Source organism: Arthrobacter sp. Y3223151, assembly GCF_059091125.1.
The window spans coordinates 337,720-360,527 of record NZ_JBNHGI010000001.1 but is presented as its reverse complement, the minus strand read 5'-3'; the positions used below and the strand labels follow the sequence as shown (position 1 = coordinate 360,527).

General features: G+C 67.3%; 23 protein-coding genes and 2 tRNA genes. 10 read left to right on the top strand and 15 right to left on the bottom strand.

Features of this window, described 5'->3' with window-relative positions:
* Positions 1-46: 46 nt before the first annotated feature.
* From AC5RUP_RS01770 to AC5RUP_RS01760, 3 genes are all read right to left on the bottom strand, one after another.
* Positions 47-271 carry a heavy-metal-associated domain-containing protein gene (locus AC5RUP_RS01770; protein WP_494065252.1) on the bottom strand — a complete coding sequence of 75 codons (225 nt, stop codon included), beginning with the start codon at positions 269-271 and terminating at the stop codon, positions 47-49.
* Positions 272-312: 41 nt separating this feature from the next.
* Positions 313-669, bottom strand: a complete 357-nt coding sequence (locus tag AC5RUP_RS01765; RefSeq protein WP_494154103.1) for a metal-sensitive transcriptional regulator — start codon at positions 667-669, stop codon at positions 313-315.
* A gap of 79 nt (positions 670-748) precedes the next feature.
* The gene (locus AC5RUP_RS01760; protein ID WP_494154104.1) at positions 749-2,254 is read right to left on the bottom strand and encodes an MFS transporter; all 1,506 of its coding nucleotides are present in this window, start codon (positions 2,252-2,254) and stop codon (positions 749-751) included.
* Between the two features lie 103 nt (positions 2,255-2,357).
* On the opposite strand from AC5RUP_RS01760, the gene AC5RUP_RS01755 reads away from it, so the two are divergent.
* The 3 genes from AC5RUP_RS01755 to AC5RUP_RS01745 all read left to right on the top strand — a co-directional run bounded on the left by AC5RUP_RS01755 (position 2,358) and on the right by AC5RUP_RS01745 (position 5,046).
* Positions 2,358-2,897, top strand: a complete 540-nt coding sequence (locus tag AC5RUP_RS01755; protein ID WP_493980101.1) for a TetR/AcrR family transcriptional regulator — start codon at positions 2,358-2,360, stop codon at positions 2,895-2,897.
* A 71-nt stretch (positions 2,898-2,968) separates the two neighbouring features.
* Positions 2,969-3,448, top strand: coding sequence for a DUF4190 domain-containing protein (locus AC5RUP_RS01750; protein ID WP_494092675.1), 480 nt, complete (start codon positions 2,969-2,971; stop codon positions 3,446-3,448).
* A 284-nt stretch (positions 3,449-3,732) separates the two neighbouring features.
* Positions 3,733-5,046: an MFS transporter gene (locus AC5RUP_RS01745; protein WP_494154109.1), complete on the top strand. Its 1,314-nt coding sequence runs from the start codon at positions 3,733-3,735 to the stop codon at positions 5,044-5,046.
* Between the two features lie 68 nt (positions 5,047-5,114).
* Here AC5RUP_RS01745 and AC5RUP_RS01740 read toward each other — a convergent pair whose 3' ends face one another.
* Together AC5RUP_RS01740 and AC5RUP_RS01735 are read right to left on the bottom strand one after the other, a co-directional pair.
* Positions 5,115-5,555 carry an arsenate-mycothiol transferase ArsC gene (locus AC5RUP_RS01740; RefSeq protein WP_494154105.1) on the bottom strand — a complete coding sequence of 147 codons (441 nt, stop codon included), beginning with the start codon at positions 5,553-5,555 and terminating at the stop codon, positions 5,115-5,117.
* A 225-nt stretch (positions 5,556-5,780) separates the two neighbouring features.
* A complete protein-coding gene (locus tag AC5RUP_RS01735) occupies positions 5,781-6,236 on the bottom strand; it encodes a VOC family protein (RefSeq protein ID WP_494154106.1) in 456 nt (151 codons plus the stop codon).
* A gap of 214 nt (positions 6,237-6,450) precedes the next feature.
* Between AC5RUP_RS01735 and AC5RUP_RS01730 the strand changes: the two genes are divergently transcribed.
* The 3 genes from AC5RUP_RS01730 to AC5RUP_RS01720 all read left to right on the top strand — a co-directional run bounded on the left by AC5RUP_RS01730 (position 6,451) and on the right by AC5RUP_RS01720 (position 8,428).
* Positions 6,451-6,654, top strand: coding sequence for a hypothetical protein (locus AC5RUP_RS01730; protein ID WP_494065245.1), 204 nt, complete (start codon positions 6,451-6,453; stop codon positions 6,652-6,654).
* Between the two features lie 108 nt (positions 6,655-6,762).
* Positions 6,763-7,206 carry a universal stress protein gene (locus tag AC5RUP_RS01725; protein WP_494154107.1) on the top strand — a complete coding sequence of 148 codons (444 nt, stop codon included), beginning with the start codon at positions 6,763-6,765 and terminating at the stop codon, positions 7,204-7,206.
* A 61-nt stretch (positions 7,207-7,267) separates the two neighbouring features.
* Positions 7,268-8,428, top strand: a complete 1,161-nt coding sequence (locus AC5RUP_RS01720; RefSeq protein ID WP_494158279.1) for an aminotransferase class I/II-fold pyridoxal phosphate-dependent enzyme — start codon at positions 7,268-7,270, stop codon at positions 8,426-8,428.
* A gap of 49 nt (positions 8,429-8,477) precedes the next feature.
* Here AC5RUP_RS01720 and AC5RUP_RS01715 read toward each other — a convergent pair whose 3' ends face one another.
* The gene (locus AC5RUP_RS01715; RefSeq protein WP_494154791.1) at positions 8,478-9,218 is read right to left on the bottom strand and encodes an alpha/beta fold hydrolase; all 741 of its coding nucleotides are present in this window, start codon (positions 9,216-9,218) and stop codon (positions 8,478-8,480) included.
* Between the two features lie 73 nt (positions 9,219-9,291).
* Between AC5RUP_RS01715 and AC5RUP_RS01710 the strand changes: the two genes are divergently transcribed.
* The gene (locus AC5RUP_RS01710; protein WP_494154790.1) at positions 9,292-10,041 is read left to right on the top strand and encodes a helix-turn-helix transcriptional regulator; all 750 of its coding nucleotides are present in this window, start codon (positions 9,292-9,294) and stop codon (positions 10,039-10,041) included.
* Here the strand turns inward: AC5RUP_RS01710 and AC5RUP_RS01705 are convergent.
* Complete coding sequence (locus AC5RUP_RS01705; RefSeq protein WP_494132483.1) at positions 9,995-10,474, bottom strand: pyrimidine dimer DNA glycosylase/endonuclease V; 480 nt, start codon at positions 10,472-10,474, stop codon at positions 9,995-9,997. The genes AC5RUP_RS01710 and AC5RUP_RS01705 overlap by 47 nt on opposite strands.
* 123 nt (positions 10,475-10,597) lie before the next feature.
* Between AC5RUP_RS01705 and rlmN the strand changes: the two genes are divergently transcribed.
* On the top strand, positions 10,598-11,815 hold the full coding sequence (rlmN, locus tag AC5RUP_RS01700) for a dual-specificity RNA methyltransferase RlmN (protein WP_494132482.1): 1,218 nt from the start codon (positions 10,598-10,600) through the stop codon (positions 11,813-11,815).
* Positions 11,816-11,922: 107 nt separating this feature from the next.
* On the opposite strand, the gene AC5RUP_RS01695 is transcribed toward rlmN, so the two are convergent.
* The 6 genes from AC5RUP_RS01695 to AC5RUP_RS01670 form a co-directional block, all read right to left on the bottom strand.
* Positions 11,923-12,357 (bottom strand): acyl-CoA thioesterase, encoded by a 435-nt coding sequence (locus tag AC5RUP_RS01695; protein WP_494153989.1) that lies wholly within the window; start codon positions 12,355-12,357, stop codon positions 11,923-11,925.
* A 74-nt stretch (positions 12,358-12,431) separates the two neighbouring features.
* Positions 12,432-14,696: a choline BCCT transporter BetT gene (gene betT, locus AC5RUP_RS01690; protein ID WP_494153988.1), complete on the bottom strand. Its 2,265-nt coding sequence runs from the start codon at positions 14,694-14,696 to the stop codon at positions 12,432-12,434.
* 362 nt (positions 14,697-15,058) lie between these two features.
* Positions 15,059-15,132, bottom strand: a tRNA-Val gene (locus tag AC5RUP_RS01685).
* A gap of 181 nt (positions 15,133-15,313) precedes the next feature.
* Positions 15,314-17,152 (bottom strand): FAD-dependent oxidoreductase, encoded by a 1,839-nt coding sequence (locus AC5RUP_RS01680; RefSeq protein WP_494153987.1) that lies wholly within the window; start codon positions 17,150-17,152, stop codon positions 15,314-15,316.
* A gap of 342 nt (positions 17,153-17,494) precedes the next feature.
* Positions 17,495-18,208: a DUF2238 domain-containing protein gene (locus tag AC5RUP_RS01675; protein WP_494153986.1), complete on the bottom strand. Its 714-nt coding sequence runs from the start codon at positions 18,206-18,208 to the stop codon at positions 17,495-17,497.
* Positions 18,209-18,450: 242 nt separating this feature from the next.
* Positions 18,451-19,011, bottom strand: coding sequence for a MarR family winged helix-turn-helix transcriptional regulator (locus AC5RUP_RS01670; protein WP_494153985.1), 561 nt, complete (start codon positions 19,009-19,011; stop codon positions 18,451-18,453).
* 171 nt (positions 19,012-19,182) lie between these two features.
* Here AC5RUP_RS01670 and AC5RUP_RS01665 point away from each other — a divergent pair, with 171 nt between their 5' ends.
* Entirely contained in the window at positions 19,183-20,397 is a 1,215-nt protein-coding gene (locus AC5RUP_RS01665; protein WP_494153984.1) for a mechanosensitive ion channel family protein, read from the top strand.
* 259 nt (positions 20,398-20,656) lie between these two features.
* Here AC5RUP_RS01665 and AC5RUP_RS01660 read toward each other — a convergent pair.
* Positions 20,657-20,730: transfer RNA gene (locus AC5RUP_RS01660), tRNA-Met, on the bottom strand.
* Positions 20,731-20,887: 157 nt separating this feature from the next.
* On the bottom strand, positions 20,888-22,300 hold the full coding sequence (purB, locus tag AC5RUP_RS01655) for an adenylosuccinate lyase (protein WP_494153983.1): 1,413 nt from the start codon (positions 22,298-22,300) through the stop codon (positions 20,888-20,890).
* A gap of 158 nt (positions 22,301-22,458) precedes the next feature.
* Here purB and AC5RUP_RS01650 point away from each other — a divergent pair, with 158 nt between their 5' ends.
* Positions 22,459-22,779 carry a hypothetical protein gene (locus AC5RUP_RS01650; protein WP_494158224.1) on the top strand — a complete coding sequence of 107 codons (321 nt, stop codon included), beginning with the start codon at positions 22,459-22,461 and terminating at the stop codon, positions 22,777-22,779.
* Positions 22,780-22,808 lie beyond the last annotated feature (29 nt).

Here is a 22,808-nt window from a genome sequence, read left to right as displayed (position 1 = left end):
GCGGCCGGCGGGCACCGTCGTCGTACGGGTCGAGGGTGGGCTGGCCCTAGGCGTTCTGGGCGACGACGGTGTACCCGGCCTCGGCGACGGCCTCGCCGATCTGGGCCGGGTCGAGATCCGCCTCGGAACTGACCCTCGCCGTGGAAATTCCGCCCTTGTTGAGTTCGATGCTGACGTCGCGGACGCCGTCGAGGGCCTGCAGTTCTTCCGTGACGGCGTCCACGCAGTGGCCGCAGGTCATGCCGTCGATGCTGATGGTGGTGGTGCTCATGTCAGTCTCCTAGGGGTGGGGTAGGTGTTGGACGGGGAAGGTCAGCGCAGCAGCCGGCCGATGGCGTCCGAGGCCTCCTTGACCTTGTCCTCAACGATCTGCCGGTCGCCGCTGAGTTCGGATTCCTTGGCGGCGCCGATGACGCAGTGTCCGATGTGGTCTTCGAGCAGGCCAACGCTCACCGCGTGCAGGGCCTTATTGACGGCGGCGACTTGGGTCAGGATGTCGATGCAGTACTTGTCGTCCTCCACCATGCGGGCGATGCCGCGGACCTGGCCCTCAACGCGCTTGAGCCGGCGCAGGTACGCTTCCTTGTCCGACGTGTAGGCGTGCCCGATGTGCTCGTCGGCGGGGGCGGTGACGGGTTCGGTTTCCGCAGGCAGTGCTGTGTGGCTCATGGCTTCCTCAATTGGTGGACTACGCCACCAATCTATACCCCCTAGGGGTATCACGCAAGGGTTGCCGGTCGCCCTTACGTCACTGGTGCTGCGGGACGCGCAGTGTTCGGAAGGCGAGCCAGGCTGCCGCGACCATGAGAACCGCGGCCAGCCCGGCGGTGACGGTCACGCCGCTGTCGAAGGCATGGACCGCGGAATCGAGCAGGGCGTCCCCGGTCCGTTCGGGCAACTGCCCGGCAATGGTGATGGCGCCGCCGAGGGTCTCGCCGGCGGCTTGCTGCTGTTCGGTGGACAGCCCGGCGGGCAGGGCGATGTTCCGCCGGTAGGCGCCGACCAGGATGCTGCCCAGCACAGCGGTCCCGAAGACAGAGCCCACTTCATAGGCCGTCTCCGACACGGCGGAGGCGGCCCCGGCCTTGGCCGCGGGGACGCTGGACAAAATGAGGTCGTTCGAGAGCGTCTCGGAGGCGCCGACTCCGGCGCCGAGCAGCGCGAAGGCCGCCATCAGGGTTACCGCCGACGCGTCCGGGGACGACGCCACCAGAGCGTAGGCTGCCGCAGACAGCAGCAGGGCGCAGGCCACCACCCGGTGCGGGGGAATCCGGCGCACCAGCGGGACCGCGAGCAGGCCAGCCGTGATGGTGACCACCAGGCCGGGCAGCAGGACCAGGCCGGCCCGCAGCGGGCTGAGTCCGAGGACCAATTGGAGATGCTGCGAGACGAAGTACAGGAAGCCGACCAGGGAGAACACGGCCAACAGGTTGACCAGCACGGCGCCGGTGAAGGGGCGGTGGCGGAACAGCCGGACATCCAGCATCGGGTTGGCGCGGCCCAGCTGGCGGCGGACGAACAGCCAGCCGCCCACGATGCCCAGGGTGAACGTTGCTGCCGCGACGGCCGGATCTCCGCCGCCGGCCAGCTGCTTGATGGCGTACACAACGGGGAGCAGGGCGGCGACGGAGAGCAGGATGCTGGCCGCATCGATAGGGCCGGGCTCGGGATCGCGCGACTCCGGCACGAACGCCGGCGTCAGCACCAGCATGGGCAGCAGCATGGGGACCGCGAGCAGAAAGACCGAACCCCACCAGAAGTGTTCCAGCAGCAGGCCGCCCAGCAGCGGGCCGAGGGCGGCGCCGGCGGAGAAGCCGGCGGCCCAGATGGCGATCGCCAGGCGCCGCTGCGCCCGGTCGGTGAAGATGTTCCGGATCAGTGACAGCGTGGCCGGCATCAGCATGGCCCCGAAGATGCCCAGGCCGGCGCGTGCGGCAACCAGCAGTTCGGCGCTGGGGGAGAACGCGGCCAGCGCCGACAGTGCGGCGAAGCCTGCCGCGCCGATCATCAGCATCCGGCGCCTGCCGAACCGGTCGCCAAGGCTGCCCATGGCCACCAGCAGGCCGGCGAGTACCAAAGGATAGATGTCGATGATCCACAGGAGGGTGGTGCCGCTGGTGCTGAAGGCCAGGGAAATCGCGGGCAGCGCGAAGCTGAGCACCGTGTTGTCGACGGCGACCAGCAGGACCGGAAGCATCAGGACTGCCAGGGCGGTCCATTCTCGGCGCCCGGCGCGCTGGGTGACGGTAAGCATGGTGAGTCTTTCGGAATCGGAGAAGTTCGCTTTACTGTACCGTCTGGACGGTTTACCTGCAAAGTGGCGGCTCCGCCGGCGGGCGGAGTCCTAGGATGGGTGGATGGCCAGTGCGAGAGACCGGATCCTCGATAACTTCGAGGACATCCTGATCAAAGAGGGCGAACGAGCCGCCACGATGGACGCCGTCGCGGCGGCGGCAGGGGTGTCGAAGGGCGGGCTGCTGTACCACTTCCCCTCCAAAGAGGCCATGGTCGACGCCCTGTGCGAGCGGCTCTCCGCCCTGACCGCCGCCGACGCGGAGCAGATCATCAGTGCCCCGGAAGGAGCGGCACGCTACTACGTGCGCACGTCCAGGTTCGTCGATTCGCCGCTGGACCGGGCCATCGTGGCCGTGGCGCGCCTGGTCCAGCAAGGCCACCCGTCCGCGGCGAGGACCTTTGCCGGGATTCAGGAACTCTGGCTGGACGCCTTGGAACAGGCGCTAGGCAGCCGGCCGGTGGCGCAGGCCGTGAAGCTGATCGGCGACGGACTCTACTACAGCGCAACCTTCTTCTCGCCGGATGCGCAGCAATACCAATTGGCCGACGGCGAGATGGATGCCTTGCTGGAACAGGTCGACACGCTGGTGGGCCGGGGCTGATTCGGGGCCGCCGGACATAGGGTGTTCGGTGGGGAACGATAAATCGTTTACGCACCGATGAGAGGAACCACATGTCTACTCCCAACGGCTATGGGGAGCATCCCGAGCCCACGGCCTCCCAGCAGCCGCAGTCCACGCAGGGCGCCTACCCCGCCCACCCGCAGCAGGGCGCCTACCCCGCCTACCCGCAGCAGGGCACCGGCCAGGCATACCAGCAGCCCACCGAGCCTTACGGGTACCCGGGACAGCCCGGTCCCGGACAACCCGTTCCCGGCAGGACCATGGGGATCGTCGGCTTTGTCCTGTCCCTGCTCGGACCGCTGACGGTGGTCGGGCTGATCGTCAGCATCATCGGCATGGTGCAGTCCAAGCGCGCGCGTGCCAAAAACGGCTTTGCGCTCGCCGGCATCATTATCGGCGCCGTGGGCACAGTGCTGTTGATGCTGTTCATCATCATCGCGCTGGCCAGCATCGGTTACATCATGGAAGCCTGTGGCGAGCTCGGACCGGGCACGCACGTCGTGGACGGCGTCACCTACACCTGCAGTTAGTCACCTACACCTGCAGATAACCCGCCACATTCCGGCGCCGGGAGTTGGCACGGCTGAGCAAAATTTTGCTGTGTTCGTGCCTGTCCCTGGTCAGTACACTGGGACGCATGACCGAGCAGGAACCGGGACCTACCGGGGCCCCGGCTCATCAGGAGGGTGCGGGTCTTACCGCGGGGGCGGCCGGTGCTGCGGTGCCGATCGGGGACGGCGAAGCGCCGAACCTCGTCGACCCAGCCGCAGTCGACACGACCGTGCGCGGCACTGCACAGCGGTACCGCACGTTCATGGGGATCCTGGTGAATACGGCCTTGGCCAACATCACCACCAGCTACCTGTGGTTCGCCTTGACGTTTTGGGTGTACCTGGAGACGCGCAACGTCATCGCCACCGGGGTGATCGGCGGGGCATACATGCTGCTGATCGCGCTTTCCAGCATCAGCTTCGGCACGTTCGTGGACCGCTACCGCAAGCTGGCCGTGATGCGCTTCGCCGCCGTATTCACCTTGGTGATGTTCCTTCTGTCCGGGGCCATGTTCCTGCTGACACCCCAGGCCTGGCTGCTGGACCTCGCCCGGCCGTGGTTCTGGGTCTTCTCCCTAATCATTCTGATCGGCGCGGTGGTGGAGAACATGCGCAACATTGCCCTCTCCACCACGGTGACCATCCTCGTCGACCCGGAGCGGCGGGCCAACGCCAACGGGCTGGTGGGCATGGTTCAGGGCCTGACCTTCATCGTTACCTCGGTGCTGTCGGGGCTGTCGGTAGGCCTGCTCGGCATGGGCGGGACGATCGCCGTCGCCTTGGTGCTCACGGCGCTCGCCTTCCTGCACCTGCTCACCCTGCGCACGCCGGAGGAGGTGCGCGCGGCCGCCACGGACGCACGCGGCAGCTTCGACCTGCGGGGTTCCCTCGCCGCCGTGCTGGCCATCGCCGGACTGTTCGCGCTGATCCTGTTCTCCACCTTCAACAATTTCATCGGCGGGGTTTACATGGCGCTCATGGATCCCTACGGGCTGGAACTGTTCCCCGTGGAGCTGTGGGGCGCGTACCTCGCGCTCGGCTCCACCGGATTCATCGTGGGCGGCGCGGTGATCGGCAAGTTCGGGCTCGGGCGCAATCCGCTGCGCACCATGCTCATCGCGGTGATCGTGATGGGGGCCCTCGGCGCGGTGTTCACGCTGCGCGAATGGGCCTGGCTGTACATTGCCGGGATCTGGCTCTACCTGGCGCTGGTGCCTTTCGTGGAGGCCGCCGAGCAGACGGTCATCCAGCAGGTGGTTCCGCTGCAGCGGCAGGGCAGGGTGTTCGGATTCGCCATGGCATTTGAATCGGCGGCTGCGCCGATCACCGCGTTCCTCATCGCACCGATCGCGCAAGTCTGGATCATCCCGTACGCGCGCTCGGTTGACGGCGCCGCCCGGCTCGCGCCGCTCCTGGGCGAGGGCACGTCCCGAGGCATCGCCCTGGTGTTCCTGGTGGCCGGGATCATCATGATCGTGGCCGCCCTGCTGGCCTTCCTGACCCCGGTCTATCGTCGGATCTCGGCCTCGTATGCCGCGGCGGCCGCCGCGGCGCCGGCTGAGGCGCCGGGGGCCTGATTCCGGCGCGGTCAGGCTCCTGCAACCATCCCGACGTCCCCCGTGCGGGCCCTACGGCGGTGCGGGGCCTACTGGGCGTCCGGGTGCAGGGCCGGCTGCAGTTCGGACAGCAAGTGCTGGACCCGGTGCTTGATGTCGTCACGGACCGCACGCACACCGGCAGCGTCCCGGCCGGCGGGGTCGTCCACGTCCCAGTCTTCATAGCGCCGGCCGGGGACCACCGGGCATTCGCCGCCGGAACCCAGGGTGACCACCATCTGCGCCTTGTTGACCGATTCGTGGGTGACCGCCGTGGGACGCACGGCGGACAGGTCGATGCCCTCTTCGGCCATGACCTCCACGACGGCGGCGTCCAGCCGTCCGCCGGGCCGGGTTCCGGCCGAGCGGGCCTCGATGCCGCCCTCGGCGAGCTGGGAGAGGTAGGCCGCGGCCATCTGTGAGCGGCCGGCATCCCGCACGCCCACGAACAGGACGGTCGGACGGGTGGTGCCCGTTGTTGAGGCAGTCATGGCGGACCTCCGCGTCGATCGGCTCCCGGCCCGCTGCCGGTGCCGGCTGCTTCTCTTCACTGTGCCAGAACATCGAGCAGACCCATAGGTTTGCCGGCAAGAAAGCCAAGCGCCCGCACCCGGAGCCAACCACGGATGACCCCCGGGGCACACCGCACCTGCCCGGACGGATCGAGGCATTTCGGTATGCCGCCGGCCGGCAGGGAAAAACGGACCGGGCTGAGGCTACTGGGGCCCCGCGGCGTTGCCCGTCGCGGCGTTCTGCTCCGCGGCCGCCTGCATCGCCTGCGGAGACATGTGCATGATCTCCCAGACGTGTCCGTCCGGGTCCGCAATGGCGGCCCCGTACATGCCCGGCATCTCTTCTTCGGCCGGGCGGTAGATCGTGCCGCCGCCGGCCGTCGCGTTGGCCACGAACCGGTCCACCTCCTCGGCCGAGTCGGCGCTGAGGGACACCAGCACTTCCTTGGCATCCGAACCCAGATGCGGAGTGCCGTTGCGAAGGAACTTGCCGAAATGCTCCGTGGTCAGCAGCATCACCACGATTGTGTCGGAGATGACCAGGGACGAGCCATCCGGCGAGGAGAAGTCCGGATTCAGCGTGTAGCCGAGACCGGTGTAGAAGTCCGTGGACTTCTTCAGGTCGCTGACGGGCAGGTTGATGAAAACCATGCGGTCCATTGGCTGTTCCTTCCAGGCGGGCCCGCCGGCCGACGCGGCGCAACGGGAGTGCGGACGAGGTCCACTGTGGCACTCCAGCGGGTACGAGCCAACAACTACCGGCAGAGGTAGTTGCCGCCACTGCGGGCGGCACCCGCGTGCAGGCCTCCCTTGTCCGCGGGAAGGCGCAGACCTACGGTGGAAGTAGTAGCGGCGAGGCACAAGGAGGCGCGAGATGGCGGAATTGCGGATTGAACAGTGGTGGCTGAAGCTGCCGACCGGCCACAAGCAGTGGTTCCGGGAAAACCTGCGGGCCGAGGTAGTGGACGCAGATGCGGCGGCGGCGGTCTACGAGGCGGGCGGGCCGGACCTGAAGGAAGCAACGCTGCCGGAAGAGGATTGGGAGTTCATCGAGACCCAGTCGGAGTTCGTGGACTGATAACGACGACGGCGGCCGGCGGCTCCCGGCGGATCGTGCCCGGGGCGGGTAAGTTGGTGTGAAACGGCCCACGTGGCCGCCAGACGACGTGCTCGAAGGGGTGGCCCGATGGCCGGAATCATCATCGTAGGAGTAGACGGCAGCGATACCGCCATGAAGGCGGCGCGCACGGCGGCGAAGCTGGCCGCATCCATGGGCGCGGAGCTCCGGGTGGTTACCGCCCACGAATCCGATGCGACCGAGGTGGTGGAGATCGGCAACGACAAGTGGTTCATCCACGAGTCGGAGCGGGCCGAGAAGGTAGCCAGGGATGTCGCGGCAGAACTGGGCGCGGAGGGCCTGCGGACCAGCTACACGGCGGTGCTCGGCAAGCCCCAGGACGCGCTGGTGGCAGAGGCGGAACGCGTCAACGCGCGCCTGATCGTGGTTGGCAACGTGGGCATGCAGGGGCTGGGCCGGGTGCTCGGCAGCGTGGCCAGTTCGGTGACCCACAAGGCCGCCTGCGACGTGTACATCGCCAAGACCGCCGGGACCGCCGGGACCGCCGGCTGAGTCGGGGATCGTGAACGAACTGCAGGTGGCCGGCCGTGCCCAGGTGCCGCCGTTTCAAGTGATGAGCATCCTGGACCGGGTAGCGCAGATGCGCGCTGCCGGCCGGGACGTTGTGTCGTTGTGCGCGGGGGAACCGTCGGGCGGCGCGCCGCGGGCAGTGTCCGAGCGGGCCGCCGGGATCCACTCTTCCGGCCAGCCGCTGACCTACACCAGCGCGCTGGGCATCCGGGAGCTGCGGGCGGCGATCGCGGGCCACTACCGGCGCTGGTACGGCCTGGACGTGGCGCCGGAGGAAGTGGCCGTGACCACGGGGTCATCCGGGGCCTTCATGCTGGCGTTCCTGAGCGCGTTCAACGCCGGGGACCGGGTGGCGCTGGCGCGGCCCGGCTACCCGGCTTACCGAAACATTCTGCGGGCGCTCGGCTGCGAGGTGGTGGAGATCGACTGCGGCCCCGAGGTCCGCTACCAGCCGACGCCGGAGCTGCTGGCCGCAGCGGCGGCGGCCCACGGGCCGTTGGCCGGCCTCGTGCTGGCGTCGCCGGCCAACCCCACCGGCACCATGGTGTCGCGGAGGGAGCTCGCCGCACTCACGGCCTGGTGCGCCGAGCATGGGGTCCGCCTGGTCAGCGACGAAATCTACCACGGCATCACGTATCCGGCCGATCCGACGGAACCGGATGCCCGCGGAACCTGCGCCTGGGAACTGGACCGCACCGCCGTCGTTATTTCTTCCTTTTCCAAGTACTGGGGGATGACGGGGTGGCGGTTGGGCTGGGCGCTGATGCCGCGCGACCTCGCGCCGGCCTTCGATGCGCTCGCGGGAAACGTGGCGCTGTGCCCGCCGGCCCCGGCCCAGCTGGCGGCACTGGCGGCGTTCGAGGCGGGCTCCTACAGCGAGGCGGAGGCCGCGGTTTCCGCGTTCGCCGAGGTGCGCGCGGTGTTGCTGCAGAACCTGGGCCGGCTCGAATGGGGGAGCGCCGCACCGGCAGACGGGGCCTTCTACCTGTACGCCGACCTCGGGCGGCAACTGGAGGGCTTCGCCGATTCGGCCGAATACTGCCGGGCGCTCCTGGAGGAAGAGGGCGTGGCTCTGGTCCCCGGCGCCGACTTCGACGCCGTCAACGGCACGCGCTCCGTCCGGCTGTCCTTTGCCGCCGGTGCCGACGCCGTGGCCTCTGCCATCGAACGCATTGTGCGCTTCCAGGAGGGCCGGGGCCGCTAGCTGTATTGACCAGACACGTTGGCCGATCCCTTCAGGTTGTACGTGCAGTTCAGGTGGTTCGAGAAGCCGCTGACTGAATGGCCTCGGCGAGGTCGCGGGGACGGCTCCACATAGGCCAATGCCCCGTCGGAAGGTCAAGGACGTCGAGGTGCTCGATGTTCGCGACTTCGGCAAACATGGCATGGCCCGCGCGCGCCAGGTCCAGCACCTGCGCGCTCGGGATCGAGCAGCACACCAGGGTGGTCCGGACCTTGCGGCGGGCATCGTTCGTGAGCTCGACGGGCTGGCGAAGCACGGGGCCGGGCTGAGGGACGGCCCGGGCCTGGAAACGCTCGAGGACCTCTGCGCTCAGACCTTCGAGGCTCGCCTGCTGTGCGAGGACGTCGAGGGGCGGCAGCGGAAGCTCCTCCAACTCCTCCGGGAGGTCTGGGGCGAAGGCGCTTCCCGTCGCCACAGGGCCGGAGTCGACCCACACTACTCGATGGACAAGCTCAGGGTGACGGTCAAGGACGAGGCTGACGGGGGCGTTCGCCCCACTGTGAGCGACGAGAGTTGCGGGCTGATCCTCGGAGACCCCGAGTTGCGTGATGACGTCCAGGACCGCTGCGGCTTGATCGTCAAGAGTCTTCGCCGCACGCGCGGGATCGTCCCCGTCGAGACCGGGGAGCGTCATCGCGATTGCACGGGAGTGGTCGGTTGTCAGGTGTTCAAGGACTTCATCCCACGCCCACGCGCCGAGCCAGTGGCCGGAGATGAGGATGATGATCGGACTGCTTGCAGTAGTTGTCATGGCACTACCCTCGCAGGCACTGCGGACAAGGGTATGTCACGATTTGTGTCATGAATTTGTCGGGGTCTGAACTGTGAAGCGAGTCGAGCGGCTCCATGCTTTATCCGAGATGTTGCGCCGCAGCGGCGCACGGGGGGTTTCCGCCGAACGGTTGGCGGGAGAGTTCGAGGTATCCGTGCGCACCATCAAGAGAGACCTCGATGCGTTGGAGAACAGCGGTGCGCCGATCTGGTCTCGCCCAGGTCCGGGCGGTGGCTACGGATTGGCCATAGACTCGTCCCTGCCGCCGGTCAGCCTGTCCCCGGCGCAAGCCGTGGCGCTCATGGCAGCCGTGTCCGCGGCACCCGATGCCCCCTACGGCGATCTGGCGGCAGCAGGTATCCAGAAGATCTTGGACGTCCTCGATCCCAAAACCCGCGCACGGGCCGACGAGCTGGCCCACCGCGTCTGGGTCAACGCGCTTCCCTCCTCTTCGCGCGCAATCAAGTCGGCACTGGAGGAGGCGATGGCCGAGCAGCGAGTGATCCGCATCCGCTACACCTCGGGAGACGAGACCACGACCACCCGCGACGTTGAGCCAGTGCTGTTCGCCTCCACCAACGGCCAGTGGTACCTGGTCGGGTGGTGCCGGCTGCGCGACGCCATGCGATGGTTCACCGTGTCACGCATCGAGCGAGCCAGCGTAACCAAGACGGCTTGCGGCGGCCATACCGTCCAAGAGGTCGGGGAACCCCCGGCGAACGCCAGACCGGTTCACGCCGGCGGGCGGGAAGGGGTCAGACGGGCCGTTCCCAATCCTCCACCGGTCCCTCGACCGTGGTGAACAGCGGATGCGGGTCGGGGACCCCGGGGCTTTGCTGCTCCAGCCCCTGGTTCAGGATTACGGCGTGGGCCGGGTCCCGCACCGCGAGTTTGGCGATCAGATGCCTCAGTTCGAAGCTGAGCTGTTCCGAATGGACCGGCAGACGAGGCTGCCGCTCCCTTGCGGCAGCACCGGCCGCAGAGGTTCCCGGACACCGGATCAGGCTGGTGTTGAAGGCATATCCGCGGGCCGCAGCCTCGGCTGCCAGCCCCTCCAGATAGGCGCCGATGGCGGCCATCGGGTCCTCGGCGGCACGGAACCGCTGCAGCTGCGGGTGGTTGCGGTAGCCCTTGGTTTCGCCTGCGAGAACCTTTTGCGCCAGCAAGGCCTCCCGCCAGCAGGCCACCAGGCCCCTCCGGTCGAGCAGCCGGGGGTGCAGGCTCCATATCCGCATTGGACCAGAATAAGCACACCTCGCCCGTCCGGGGCGGCGGCCGAGTGGCCGGCAGCAGCGGCGCTCCGGGACGGCCGGCGGCGGAGGGAGAACTATATCGTGCCTGTGAGACAATGGGTGGCAATGTCTTCGCAGATTTCTTCCCCCCAAAAAACTTCCGACCGGCCCCAGGTGCGTCCCGCCGCCGAGGGCTGGAACCAGGCCGTCACCAGCGAGGGCCGTCCGCTGCTGCAGTTCAAGTCCCCGCGGGTCACGCAGCCGCCGGTCCATCTCGCCGACATGACGCTGGCCGAGCGGCAGGAAAAGATGAAGGAGCTGGGACTGCCGGCATTTCGTGCCAAGCAGCTGTCCACGCATTACTTCCAGCACTACACCACCGACCCCGAGCGCATGAGCGACCTGCCCAAGGAGCGGCGCGCGGAACTGGCCGAGACCTTTTTCCCCACCCTCCTCACCGAGGTCAAGCGGCTGAAGACGGACAACGGCGACACAATCAAGTTCCTCTGGCGGCTCTTCGACGGCTCGCTGGTCGAGTCGGTCCTGATGCGCTACCCGGGCCGGATCACGCTCTGCGTTTCCAGCCAGTGCGGCTGCGGCATGAACTGCCCGTTCTGCGCCACCGGCCAGGCGGGCCTGACCCGCAACATGTCCACAGCGGAAATCCTGGACCAGATTGTCCAGGCCAACCGGGTCATCGCGGAGGGCGGCCTCGGCGGCAAGCGCAAGGACGCCGGCCCCGACGCGGGGCGGGTCACCAACATCGTCTTCATGGGCATGGGTGAGCCGCTGGCCAACTACAAGCGCGTGATGAATGCCGTGCACCGCATGGTGGACGAGGCGCCCGAGGGCCTGGGCATGAGCGCCCGCGGCATCACCGTCTCCACCGTGGGCTTGGTGCCGGCGATTAACAAGCTGGCCGACGAGAACCTCCCCTTCACGTTCGCGCTCAGCCTGCACGCCCCGGACGACGAGCTGCGCGACGAGCTGATCCCGGTGAACTCCCGCTGGAAGGTCGACGAGGCACTCGACGCCGCCTACGGCTACTACCAGCGCACCGGCCGGCGCGTCTCCATCGAGTATGCGCTCATCAAGGACATGAACGACCACGCGTGGCGGGCCGACCTGCTGGCCAAGAAGCTCAACAAGCGCGGCCGCGGCTGGGTGCACGTCAACCCCATCCCGCTGAACCCCACCCCGGGCTCCATCTGGACCTCGTCCGACCCGGACGTCACCCGCGAGTTCGTGGCCCGGCTCAACGACGCCGGCGTCCCCACCACGCTGCGCGACACCCGCGGCAAGGAGATCGACGGCGCCTGCGGCCAGCTGGCGGCGACGGAGTAACGCCGCACTAACAACGACGGCGGCGGGCCGGGTCCTCGGACCCGGCCCGCCGCTGGTTTCGGCACTGCTTCCCCGCCCTGCGTCGCCGTCGGCGGGACTCCGGCCAGCTAGTCCTGAACCGCCGAGGGGTCCAGATGTTGACGGGGGACCCTGTCTCGGCTGTACGTGATCTCAGTGAAGCCGTGCGGTGCGGGCTTGCCGTCCTCGCCCAGGTTTACGAAGACGATCTTTTCGATGGTCAGGATCGATTGGCGCGTGAACATGTTCCGCACCTCGGCCCGCATCGTCAGGGACGTCCGGCCGAAATGCGTGGCCTTCAGGCCCATCTCGATCAGATCGCCCTGACGGGCCGAGCTGACGAAGTTGATCTCCGACATGTACTTCGTCACTGCCTTGCCGTTGCCCAGTTGGACGATGGCGTAGATGGCCGCCTGCTCGTCGATCCACCGCAGCAAACTTCCGCCGAACAGGGTGCCGTTGGCGTTGAGGTCTTCGGGACGCACCCACTTGCGGGTGTGGAAGGAAATGTCGTCGGTGCCCATGTGACGACTGTATCGGAACGGGGCCGGCGGCTCGTCGGGAGTCATTGGGCCCGCCGAGACGCCGGCAGCCGGTCCTAGGTTTCGTCGAGTCTCTCGACGTCGTCGGCCGCCTTGGGCACATGCGGAATCGACTCGGTCGTCGGCGGCACCACGGGGGTGAGCACCGAGGCGTAGGCGTGTTCGCTGGAGTATTTTAGGAACGCCAGGTGCGCCTCGTACCGGTCGAGGACGTCGTTGATGACCTGTTGCTGGGTCAAACCCATGAGGTCGTAGCCCTCGCTGCCGGTCTGGGTGAACACCTCGAGCCGGTAGTACGTGTCGATCTCGCGGGGCATGCTGCGGCCGCCGAAGGTCGGCACCGGGGCCTCGACCGCGGCCACCTGGTAATGGAAGTCGCGGTGGTCGTCCATATTCACCACGAGGGTGTGCTCGTTGATGCCGGTCTTCGGATTCGGCGTCGTCGTCATCTCTGCCTCGTAGCCAAGTTCGGTGAATTCCTTGGCGACGTCCTGCAGCGCCGGCTGCACGACCCGCTCGGCGAATTGTGCCACGGCCTTATTCGACGGGTAGGACCGCAGGCGCGCCAGGCGTTGCCGCCAGGTTTTCTCCGGTATCTGCCCGCCGTGGGCGGCAGCAGTGCGCCGCCGCAGCACCTGTCCCTCGCGCTCGGCCCGTTCCATCCTGAGCACCTTCGAGAAGGAGGCCATCACCAGATACGCGATGACGGTCACCGGCAAGGCGAAGATCAGGGTGGCGTATTCCATGGTGGTGACGCCGCCGGCCACCAGCATGGCCACCGTGAGGAACGCGGTGACCAGGGCCCAGAAGATGCGCAGCCACTTGGCCCCGTCCATCGCCGGATCGGGGATCATGGAGGAGAAGTTCGACATCACCATCGCACCGGAATTGGCGCTGGTGAGGTAGAACAGCAGGCCCGAGAGGGTGGCCAAACCGATCAGGAACGGTGCGCCCGGGAACATCTCCAGCAGGGCATACCACCCGTGCTCGGGGCTGTTGATGGCCTCCTGCGCGAATTCGGTATTGCCGGCGAGCACCTCGCTCATGGCGCTGTTGCCGAAAATCGAGACGATGAAGAAGTCGCAGAGGACCGGGGCGGTGATGGCCGCGATGACGAATTCCCGCAGCGTCCGGCCGCGCGAAATCCGTGCCAGGAAGAGGCCCACGAACGGGCCCCAGGCCAGCCAGAAGGCCCAGAAGAAGAGGGTCCAGCCGGCCATCCACGCCGAACCGTCCTCCTCATAGGCCAGGGTCTGCAGGGTGCGCTCCGGCAGGGAGAAGATGAAGCGGCCGATGTTCTCGACCATGGCGTTCAGCAGGAACGAGGTCTTGCCCGTGATCAGGATGTAGAGCATCATCGCTCCGGCAGCCCACAGGTTCAGTTCGGAGATCCACCGGATCCCCTTGTCCACGCCGGAAGTACAGGCCGCCACGGTCATGACGACGGCGACGAGCACGAGGGCAATCTGCAGGGCCAGCCCCTCCGGCAGTCCGAACAACCAGCTGAAGCCGACGTTGAGCAGGACGACGCCGATGCCCATCGACGTGGCGACGCCGAAGACGGTGCCGACCAAGGCGAAAATGTCGATGACGTCGCCGGTGGCGCCGCGTACCCGCTTCCCCAGCAGGGGGTAGAGCGCGGCCCTGATGGACAGCGGCATGCCCCAGCGGTAGGCGAAATATCCCATCGCCATGCCGAGAAGGGCATACATCGACCAGCCGGCCACTCCGTAGTGGAACATGGTCCAGACGACGGCGTCCTGCGCGGCTTCCGCCGATTCGGGGGCGGCGGTGGGAGGGTTGATGTATTGCGTGATCGGGCCGGTGACGGAGTAGAAGAGCATGTCGATGCCCACGCCGGCGGCGAAGAGCATGGCGACCCAGGTGAAGAGGTTGTACTGGGGGCGTGAGTGGTCGGGGCCGAGCCTGACGCTGCCTTCCTTGGAGAGGGCCACCCACAGGACGAAGAGAATGACGAGGGTGACGGTCAGGACGTAGAACCAGCCCAGATTGGTGGCGATCCAGCCGACCATGGTGTGCATCGTGCCGGCCGCGTTGCCCGGGGCGACGATGGCCCAGATGGAGAAGGCGAGGACGATCGCCGACGAGATGATGAAGACGCGCCAGTTGACGCGGGGGCCGCGGTTTTCGGTGAGTTCGGCGGGTCCTTTGCTCAGTTCCGTGCTGGATATGGGCGGGCGCCTGGCCTCGGAATCGGCGTCCGCGGGTTTGCGCCGTTCCGCCGCGCCGAAGCGGCTGCGTTCGACCAGTGGTTTGAGCGCCTCATTGTTCGAGATGCCGTCGTCTTCGGCGTTAGCCATCGGATTCTCCTTCTCTCGCGGGCGGTGCCTGCTGCTCTGGTCAGCGGCGGCACGTCACCCAAAAAACCGTGGCGGTGAACAGCGTAGACCCCCCAAGCCCGTCCGTGCCCACCTGCGGGGGAGCAATTTTGCCGATCCCCGGCTCCGTCTCCCCGCCCTGGACGGCCGCTTGCCGGGACAACCGCGTCGTGGCTCCCGCCATGCGCTGCTGCTGGCAGCGGTGTCGGCGGCCGGGCTGCTGCCCGTGCTGCCACCGGGTCCGTCTTCGGGCGCTGCCGGCTGGTTCCGGGCTGCGCTCCGGCAGGGGAGTAGGCCAAAAAAGTGGGACCCCGGCCTGAAACAGGCAAGGGTCCCACTAGTAGTTGCGGGGGTAGGATTTGAACCTACGACCTCCGGGTTGTGAACCCGGCGAGCTGCCGAACTGCTCCACCCTGCGGCGCCTCTGACTGTAGACCCCCCAGTTTCCAAACGACAAATTTGGTGAGGGGCGTCACGACATGCTCCAGGAAAACCTGTGATTCAAGCACGACGGCGGGCGGGCGCCTTTCCGGCAGTAAAGGGCCGCCGTGCAGGTGCCCTCGACCGCCGTTTCGTCGGTCGAGGGCACCAGCGAATGCTCAGGCGTTATCTGCCGATCGGGCTGCTTCGCGTCCCGCCAAGTAGCCGAACACCAGTCCGAGCGAGATCGTCCCGCCGGCGCCTCCGTAGAACCCCTTCGTGGGCGCTCCGCCCGCGTTGCCGGCGGCGTACAGGCCCTTGATGACCTTGCCCTCGGTGTTCAGGGCACGCCCGAGTGCATCGGTCTTCGGGCCGCCGACCGTGCCGAGTGCACTGGCCTCGACCTTGAGCGCGTAGAAGGGGGCCGTGTCGACCGGCCCCAGTACGCTCGACTTCGGGCTCTTCAGCACCGGCCGGATGATCTTCGCCAGGGGCTTGACCACCACGGAACGGAGGCGTTCGGGGTCGTTCCGCTTTGCCACCCGGCCGGCGAGCTTGCTCGCAATCGGACCGACGGCCTTGGCGATGAGCACCCTGGCCTTCGCGGTGGCGGCGGGGAAGCGCGCGTCCGGCGAGTTCTTGCCCAGCCGCGGATAGTAGGCACCGAAGTAGCGGTCGAACATCGTGTCACCGCGGTTGAACTGCGGATCGCGGCCCCGCGCGGCCTCGGGGTTGAAGCGGTCGACGGTGCGGAGCAGTCCCACCTCGTCGACGCCGATCTTGGCAGCCAGTTCCGAGAGGGTATTGGCGCTCTGGAGGTACTCGGGCACTTCTCCGCCCGGGGTGATGCCGAAGATCCCGAACTTCTCCCAGTAGTTCTGGTCGAAGATCAGCCACGCGGTGGCGTTGGGCATGGTGCCCGTCTCCGGGTCGGTCTCGCGCATGATCTGCCCGAACTGGTCGTAGGCCAGCGCCTCGTTCGCGAAGCGCTCGCCCTTGCTGTTGACCATGATGCTGTGCGGCAGTGCCCGCTCACCGAGGAACACGCGGCTGAGCGGCTGGCCTTCCAGCTCTTCACCGGGCAGCTGCACGCCGGGCATCCACCAGGCGTCTTCCATCCCGGTCAGGTCGGCGCCGACCTCCTTGGCCAACTGGACTGCGATGCCGTCATGGCCCTTGGGCGAAACCTGCACGCCGAAGGGCGCGTCGAGGTACTGCGTGGTGACCTCGTCCGAGCTCTCGAACCCGCCGCTGGCCAGCAGGACCCCCTTCGTGGCGCGTACTGTGTGCTCCACGCCATCGGCTCGTACGACGATCCCCCGCACGCCCGACTCGTCCGTCACGAGCCGGACTGCGGGCGCTTCCACGCGGACGTCGACGCCGTTGCGCAGGCTGCCTTCGAGCAGGGCGCCGACCAGTGCCGGTCCCGCGAGCCAGACGTCGTCGATGCCGATGCCGCCCAGCAGCCAGAACGGGAGCGGGTTCTTGGCCATGCCCGTGGTGAGGGCCGGCCGCACGTACTGTGCGGCCTCTCCCAGTCCCTCGGGGGAGTAGGGGCCGGGGAAGAGCGCCCGGCCGACGGACGCGCCGTCGATGTCCGAGCGGTAGTCCGGCCAGATGGTCGGGATCCACCCGAAGGAGGTGTGTTCTTCGATGAAGCGAGCGACGCGGGGTCCGGCTTCCAGGAAGCTCTCCACCAAGTCGTGGTCGAGAACCTTGTCTCGACCTTGGCCGTAGATGTAGCGCCGGGCCTGGTCCAGGTTGTCCTTGACCTTGAGGTCCTTGGTCGAGAAGCCGTGGTTGGGGATCCAGGCGGCACCCGCGGAGATGCCGGTGGCGCCTCCGACGAGTTCCCGCGACTCGACAACGAGGACCCTTGCGCCCTCCCTGGCGGCGGTGAGCGCCGCCATCAGGCCGGCTCCGCCGGAACCGACGATTGCTACATCAACCTCGTCGGGGATGCCCTTCTGGGATACGGTTCCGATGGAGCCGCTGTGCTGAGTCAAACTGTCAACCACGATTTCCTCCTTACAGATAGTCCCCGTCACCTGGCCTTACCGGTTCAGTGAGGCGCTGCAGAAGTCCATGCGGGGACGCTTGTCGCAGCAGCCCTCGGGAGTGCGAACCGATGCAGGCGCTAGGACGAGTACATGCAGTACATGCATATGCATGTACACTAATCGCAAATAGTTGACATGTCAACTATTTGCTCCTTCCGTTTCCATCAGATCAAGGACCATGCCAAGTGTCGAATTCCGGGAGAGCGTTCAGTTCGGTTCCGAATACTGGCAGACACGGGCGCCGAGGTCGCAGGTGTGTCGGCAGCACCGAGCACCGACATCGACCCTGTGGTTCGGGCTTTATCGTGTGGCGTCTTCGGTCACCGGAGCACTCCGAGGGTGCCCCGCGGCCGGGGTGTGCCCATTGGGTACCTGCCGAGGTGGGGCCTGCGTCAGGACCTCGGCGGAGGGGAGCCGTCCCTTGTGCTGGACGAGGAACAGCGTGGCCGCCACGATGATCGCCGACGCGGTTCCGGCGATCAGGTCCGTCATGGTGTCGAAGTTGGTGATCTGGGCGGCGGTGCCGAGCACGGCATCGGAGGCGAACTCCGCAATCTCCCACAGCAAGGCGACGAAACCGCTGAACGCGACGATCATCACCGCCGCGAGCCAGGGCGGCATCGAGAATCCGTAGCGGCGGCCGGTGACGCCCAGCGCAAAAACGATCCCGAGCGCGACGACGAATCCGGAGTAGAAGTGCACGACGGTGTCCCACAGTGTCCATATGGCGTAGAAACCCAGTTGGCTTCCCAGGTACGGGCCACCGAGCAGCAACACGGCGTACAGCCCCTGTAGGCGTGCGGGGATCTCAACGCGCGCCCACCGCTCCACGAGCAGAACCGGGAGCGAGGCCAGTAGCAGTGCGACGGGGATGACGGCTGCCGTGGACTCGCCGCGGATGAGCGCGCTGAGTGCGGAGAGCGCGAAGAGGGCTTCGGCCGCGATCAGTGAGGTGTGGCGCCTGAGTGCGTCGCTGGACGTCACCGTTTCTTGTATTTCGTTGCTTTCACTCATTCAGTCAACCTTCACAAAATTTCGGGGAGCGATTTGGGTGCAGTGCGGAAAGCACGCAGTGCCCTCCGGCGAGGACAGCAGTTCGAGAGCACGAGGCACAGGGCGGCAATACGGCCGCGACGTGGCACCGGGCATCGGCCGGTCCCAGGAGCGCCCGGCCACCAGCATGTCGGGTGGCAGGTCCCCGAGAGTACTGCCCCGTCGGGATCGAAGAGGTCGCGGAAGTCTCGGCCAGGGGTTGTTTAGGGGTTGGGGGTTCGTTTCGGATGGTGGGCTGGTGGAATGCCGTTGGGGGCTGCCGCGGTGCTTTGGAATAGCCGGGGCGTGGCGGCGGAGAGTTCGTTGGCGAAGCGGACCAGCATGGCTCCGAGGATTTCCCTGTCTTCCGGTGACCAGCTGGAGAGTATTTCATCGAACGCTGCCGCGCCGGCGGCGCCGATCTGCTGTTGCAGTTGAATTCCGGCGGCGGATGTCTGTAGGAGGGTTGCCCGCCGGTCGGCGGGGTCCGGCCGGCGGTCGATCAGTTCCCTGGCTTCGAGGCGGCGGATTTGCGGGGTCATGGTGGATTTGTTCACTCCCCACTGTGCGGCCAGGTCGGATAGCCGCATCGGGCCGTTCCTGGTCAGGTATTCCAGCAGTGCCGTGTCGGTGGGCGAGAGGTCCTCGGCTTCGGGGCCGAAGACGTATCGGCGGATCTTTTTCCTGCTGGCCCATTGGAGCAGCAGGGCGAAGCCGTGGCGGACCTGCACCCCCGGTGTGGGCTGCTCACCGCCCGTCTCGACGACTTTGGGAAAATCTGGCATGAAACCAACCTAGCAAAAACAGTTCGGTTCGGCTAACCGAACTGTTTTTCGTCGGGTTGGGGCTGCGCGGTCCTGGGCAGGAAACTTCAAGCACTCGAGCACCAGTATCTGTACGGGGCGTCGCGCAGCCCGACTGGACAGGCTCCGCGCCGCATCTGCACCATCGAAAATATGGATGATTATCTCTACCTGATCCAGCCGGCGACAGTAGTGCTGATCGCCGTTGCCGCAGCACTGGTGATCACGGCGCTCCTGCGGGTTGCAGTGAACCAGCTGTTCCGGCGCGTGCCGAACATCCGGGATGTCTCGGCCCGCGGGCGCAGCCCCTTCCGGGTGGCGCTGGCCGTCATCGGAATCCGGGTGGGCCTGCGTATCACTTCCGCCGATGAGCCGTGGCACACCGCTGTGGACTTCGTCCTGATCGTGGTGCTCATAGCTGCGCTGGCCTGGTTCGCCGTCGTCGTACTCCTGGTCATTGAGGCGGCCATCCTGGCCAAGTACCGCACGGACACCAAGGACAACCGCCGGCTGCGCCGGCTCAAGACGCAGGTGATCCTGGGACGCCGTGTGGCAGTGGCGCTGATCGTGACGATTGCGGTCGCGTGCGTGCTGTTGACCATTCCCCAGGTCCGAGCCCTCGGTGCCGGTATCCTGGCCTCCGCCGGCGTCCTGTCCGTGGTCGCCGGCCTCGCGGTGCAGAGCTCCCTGACCAACGTCTTTGCCGGCATGCAGCTGGCCTTCACGGATGCCATCAGAGTGGATGACGTCGTGGTGGTCGAGAACCAATGGGGAACGGTGGAGGAGATCACGATGACCTATGTGGTGGTCCACATTTGGGATGACCGACGGCTGATCCTGCCCTCCACCTACTTCACCAGCACGCCCTTCGAGAACTGGACCCGCCGGACCGCAGCCCTGCTGGGAACGGTGGAGCTGGACGTGGACTGGCGGGTTCCCCTGGACGAGCTGCGCGAGCACCTCAAGGCCGTGGTGGAGGCGGCCGAAATCTGGGACGGACGCACCGCCATCCTGCAGGTCACCGACGCCGTCAACTCACTGGTCCGCGTGCGCATCCTGGTCAGTGCCGTGGACAGCGGCACACTGTTCGACCTTCGCTGCCTCGTGCGGGAATCCATGGTCACCTTCCTGCAGCGCGAATACCCGCAGGCGCTGCCCCGGCAGCGGTGGGAAGCCGTCGGCCCGGTGAACAGTGGCGAGACGTCCGTCGCTGGCCGCCGTCGTCCCGCGGTCGCGGCGATGACCGGCGCAGGCGACTCCCAGCTGTTCACCGGCTCCATCGACGCCATCGAGCGCAACCAGGCGTTCACCGGTCCCGGCGACGAGGTCTACGAGGAACGCGAGCGAAAGGCTAACCAGGGCGGGTAGGTACGCATCCTCGTGGCGGCTCCCGGGGGGTGCGTCGGGTTTGTCCGGCGCTGGGGCTCCACTCGGCTGTGTCTGCGCACATCCGCGGCGCCCCGACTGAAGCAGCCCGCGCTCCATGCACGCCGCGGCCCGGGCTGTGGACACCGCAGTAGCGCTGGTCTCAAATCGGGACCGCAGTCTAGAGCGGAGCCGAACAGTATCCACCCAAAAAGAAAGGCCCTCTGACCGGGATAATCCCTAGTCAGAGGGCCTTCATTCGTTGCGGGGGTAGGATTTGAACCTACGACCTCCGGGTTATGAGCCCGGCGAGCTACCGAACTGCTCCACCCCGCGGCGTAGTAATGACTCTAGACCCACCCATGGCCAAACGACGAATTTGGTGAGTGGAGTCACTGATCCGGGCCATGGCCATGGTCCTGCAGACGACGACGGCGGCGGTCGCCTTCCCCGGAAGGTGGCCGCCGCCGTCGTCGGCAGAACCAGCGGAGGGTCAGCGCAGGTGGTCCACCAGCTTGCCGGCGATGCCGTGGTAATTGGCCGGGGTGAGCGCGAGCAGGCGGTTCTCGGCGTCCGGGGACAGGCCGAGGCCGGAGACGAACTCCTTCATGCGCTCGGCGTCCACGCGGTGGCCGCGAGTGAGTTCCTTCAGCCGCTCGTACGGATTCTCCATGCCTTCGACCCCGGCGATGGCCTCGGCGCGCATGACCATTTGGATGGCCTCGCCGAGCACCTCCCAGTTCTGGTCCAGGTCAGCCGCCAGCACCTCGGCCGGCACGCTGAGCCGGTCCAAGCCCTTGGCAACGTTGGAGATGGCCAGCAGCGAGTGCCCGAAGGCGACGCCGATGTTCCGCTGCGAGGACGAGTCGGTCAGGTCGCGCTGCCAGCGGGAGGTGACCAGCGTGGCCGCGAGGGTGTCCAGCAGGCCGTTGGAGATCTCCAGGTTCGCTTCGGCATTTTCGAAGCGGATCGGGTTGACCTTGTGCGGCATCGTGGACGAGCCGGTGGCTCCTTCGACGGGGATCTGCGCGAAATAGCCGATGGAGATGTAGCTCCAGATGTCCGTGCAGGCGTTGTGCAGGATCCGGTTGAAGCGGGCGATGTCGGAGTAGAGCTCGGCCTGCCAGTCGTGCGACTCGATCTGGGTGGTCAGCGGGTTCCAGGTCAGGCCCAGTCCCTCGACGAAGGTCTGCGAAACTGCCTGCCAGTCTGCCGAGGGAACCGAAGCGTAATGCGCCGCATACGTGCCGGTGGCTCCGTTGATCTTGCCCAAGTACTCGGTGCGGGCGATCCGGTCCAGCTGGCGGGTGAGTCGATGGGCGATGACCGCCAGCTCCTTGCCGAGCGTGGTGGGGGTGGCGGGCTGTCCGTGGGTGCGCGAGAGCATCGGCACGTCGCGGTGTTCGCGGGCCATGGCCGCGAACTGCTCGACCAGGGCGCGGGCGGCCGGCAGCCAGACCTGTTCCACCGCCCCCTTGACGCCCACCGCGTAGGAGAGGTTGTTGATGTCCTCCGAGGTGCAGCCGAAGTGCACCATCGCGGTGAGGTGTTCGATGCCCAGCTGGCCGAGCCGGCCGCCAATGAAGTACTCCACGGCCTTCACGTCGTGGACCGTGACGGCTTCGATCTCGGCCAGTTCGCGCACGGCATTGCCGTCGAAGTCGGTGACGATCTTGCGCAGCGCCGACTGCTGCTCCCCGGTCAGCGGTCCCGCCCCGGGCAGGACGGACTGGCCGGCCAGATGGATCAGCCACTCCACCTCCACATGCACGCGGTCGCGGTTCAGCGCGGCTTCGGAGAGGTAGTCAACCAGTGGCGCAACCGCCTGGTGGTACCGCCCGTCCAACGGACCGAGCGCGATCGCGGGGGTGACTTCTGCCAAGGGAACACGGGAAGTTTCAGCCATGGCCCTATTCTTCCATGTCCCATGCCGCCGCTTTCCGCGTGACTTCGCCTGCACAGCGGCGCTGCGCGCTCGCTCATGCACAGCGCCGGCCTGCGTCAGGCACCGCGGGCGACGCCGGCCCTAGCCTCGGAGGAAGTCGAGGCGCGAAGGAGGCCAGGGTGATGTTTTGGCAAACGGCGACGGCGACGGCGGAGGCAGGGCCGGGCGGCCCGCCGGACCCGGGATGGGGGCCGGCCCCGGCGCGCCTGCTGTCCTGCGAGCAGGAACTGCTGGCCGTGCGGGCGGATCTGGCCGGCGCAGCTGCCGCCTGGATCTCGCCCGCGGGCAGGGCCTTCAGGGAGCGGCTGCACGAGTACCGCACCGGGATGGCGGAGGCGGCAGAACTGCTGAGGCTCGCGGCAACCGCGGTCAGTGCGGCTGAAGCAGCTGCCGGCGCGGCACAAACGGCGGCCGCCGCTATGTGCGGCCCCCGGCCGTGACTGCCGGGACCAGGACGCACTGTGCTGGT

What these genes read in the sequence shown, in the direction of transcription:
- AC5RUP_RS01770 (WP_494065252.1), bottom strand. Translation starts at nt 271, where the DNA reads ATGAGCACCACCACCATCAGCATCGACGGCATGACCTGCGGCCACTGC.
- AC5RUP_RS01765 (WP_494154103.1), bottom strand. Translation starts at nt 669, where the DNA reads ATGAGCCACACAGCACTGCCTGCGGAAACCGAACCCGTCACCGCCCCC.
- AC5RUP_RS01760 (WP_494154104.1), bottom strand. Translation starts at nt 2,254, where the DNA reads ATGCTTACCGTCACCCAGCGCGCCGGGCGCCGAGAATGGACCGCCCTG.
- AC5RUP_RS01755 (WP_493980101.1), top strand. Translation starts at nt 2,358, where the DNA reads ATGGCCAGTGCGAGAGACCGGATCCTCGATAACTTCGAGGACATCCTG.
- AC5RUP_RS01750 (WP_494092675.1), top strand. Translation starts at nt 2,969, where the DNA reads ATGTCTACTCCCAACGGCTATGGGGAGCATCCCGAGCCCACGGCCTCC.
- AC5RUP_RS01745 (WP_494154109.1), top strand. Translation starts at nt 3,733, where the DNA reads ATGGGGATCCTGGTGAATACGGCCTTGGCCAACATCACCACCAGCTAC.
- AC5RUP_RS01740 (WP_494154105.1), bottom strand. Translation starts at nt 5,555, where the DNA reads ATGACTGCCTCAACAACGGGCACCACCCGTCCGACCGTCCTGTTCGTG.
- AC5RUP_RS01735 (WP_494154106.1), bottom strand. Translation starts at nt 6,236, where the DNA reads ATGGACCGCATGGTTTTCATCAACCTGCCCGTCAGCGACCTGAAGAAG.
- AC5RUP_RS01730 (WP_494065245.1), top strand. Translation starts at nt 6,451, where the DNA reads ATGGCGGAATTGCGGATTGAACAGTGGTGGCTGAAGCTGCCGACCGGC.
- AC5RUP_RS01725 (WP_494154107.1), top strand. Translation starts at nt 6,763, where the DNA reads ATGGCCGGAATCATCATCGTAGGAGTAGACGGCAGCGATACCGCCATG.
- AC5RUP_RS01720 (WP_494158279.1), top strand. Translation starts at nt 7,268, where the DNA reads ATGAGCATCCTGGACCGGGTAGCGCAGATGCGCGCTGCCGGCCGGGAC.
- AC5RUP_RS01715 (WP_494154791.1), bottom strand. Translation starts at nt 9,218, where the DNA reads ATGACAACTACTGCAAGCAGTCCGATCATCATCCTCATCTCCGGCCAC.
- AC5RUP_RS01705 (WP_494132483.1), bottom strand. Translation starts at nt 10,474, where the DNA reads ATGCGGATATGGAGCCTGCACCCCCGGCTGCTCGACCGGAGGGGCCTG.
- rlmN (WP_494132482.1), top strand. Translation starts at nt 10,598, where the DNA reads ATGTCTTCGCAGATTTCTTCCCCCCAAAAAACTTCCGACCGGCCCCAG.
- AC5RUP_RS01695 (WP_494153989.1), bottom strand. Translation starts at nt 12,357, where the DNA reads ATGGGCACCGACGACATTTCCTTCCACACCCGCAAGTGGGTGCGTCCC.
- betT (WP_494153988.1), bottom strand. Translation starts at nt 14,696, where the DNA reads ATGGCTAACGCCGAAGACGACGGCATCTCGAACAATGAGGCGCTCAAA.
- AC5RUP_RS01675 (WP_494153986.1), bottom strand. Translation starts at nt 18,208, where the DNA reads ATGAGTGAAAGCAACGAAATACAAGAAACGGTGACGTCCAGCGACGCA.
- AC5RUP_RS01670 (WP_494153985.1), bottom strand. Translation starts at nt 19,011, where the DNA reads ATGCCAGATTTTCCCAAAGTCGTCGAGACGGGCGGTGAGCAGCCCACA.
- AC5RUP_RS01665 (WP_494153984.1), top strand. Translation starts at nt 19,183, where the DNA reads ATGGATGATTATCTCTACCTGATCCAGCCGGCGACAGTAGTGCTGATC.
- purB (WP_494153983.1), bottom strand. Translation starts at nt 22,300, where the DNA reads ATGGCTGAAACTTCCCGTGTTCCCTTGGCAGAAGTCACCCCCGCGATC.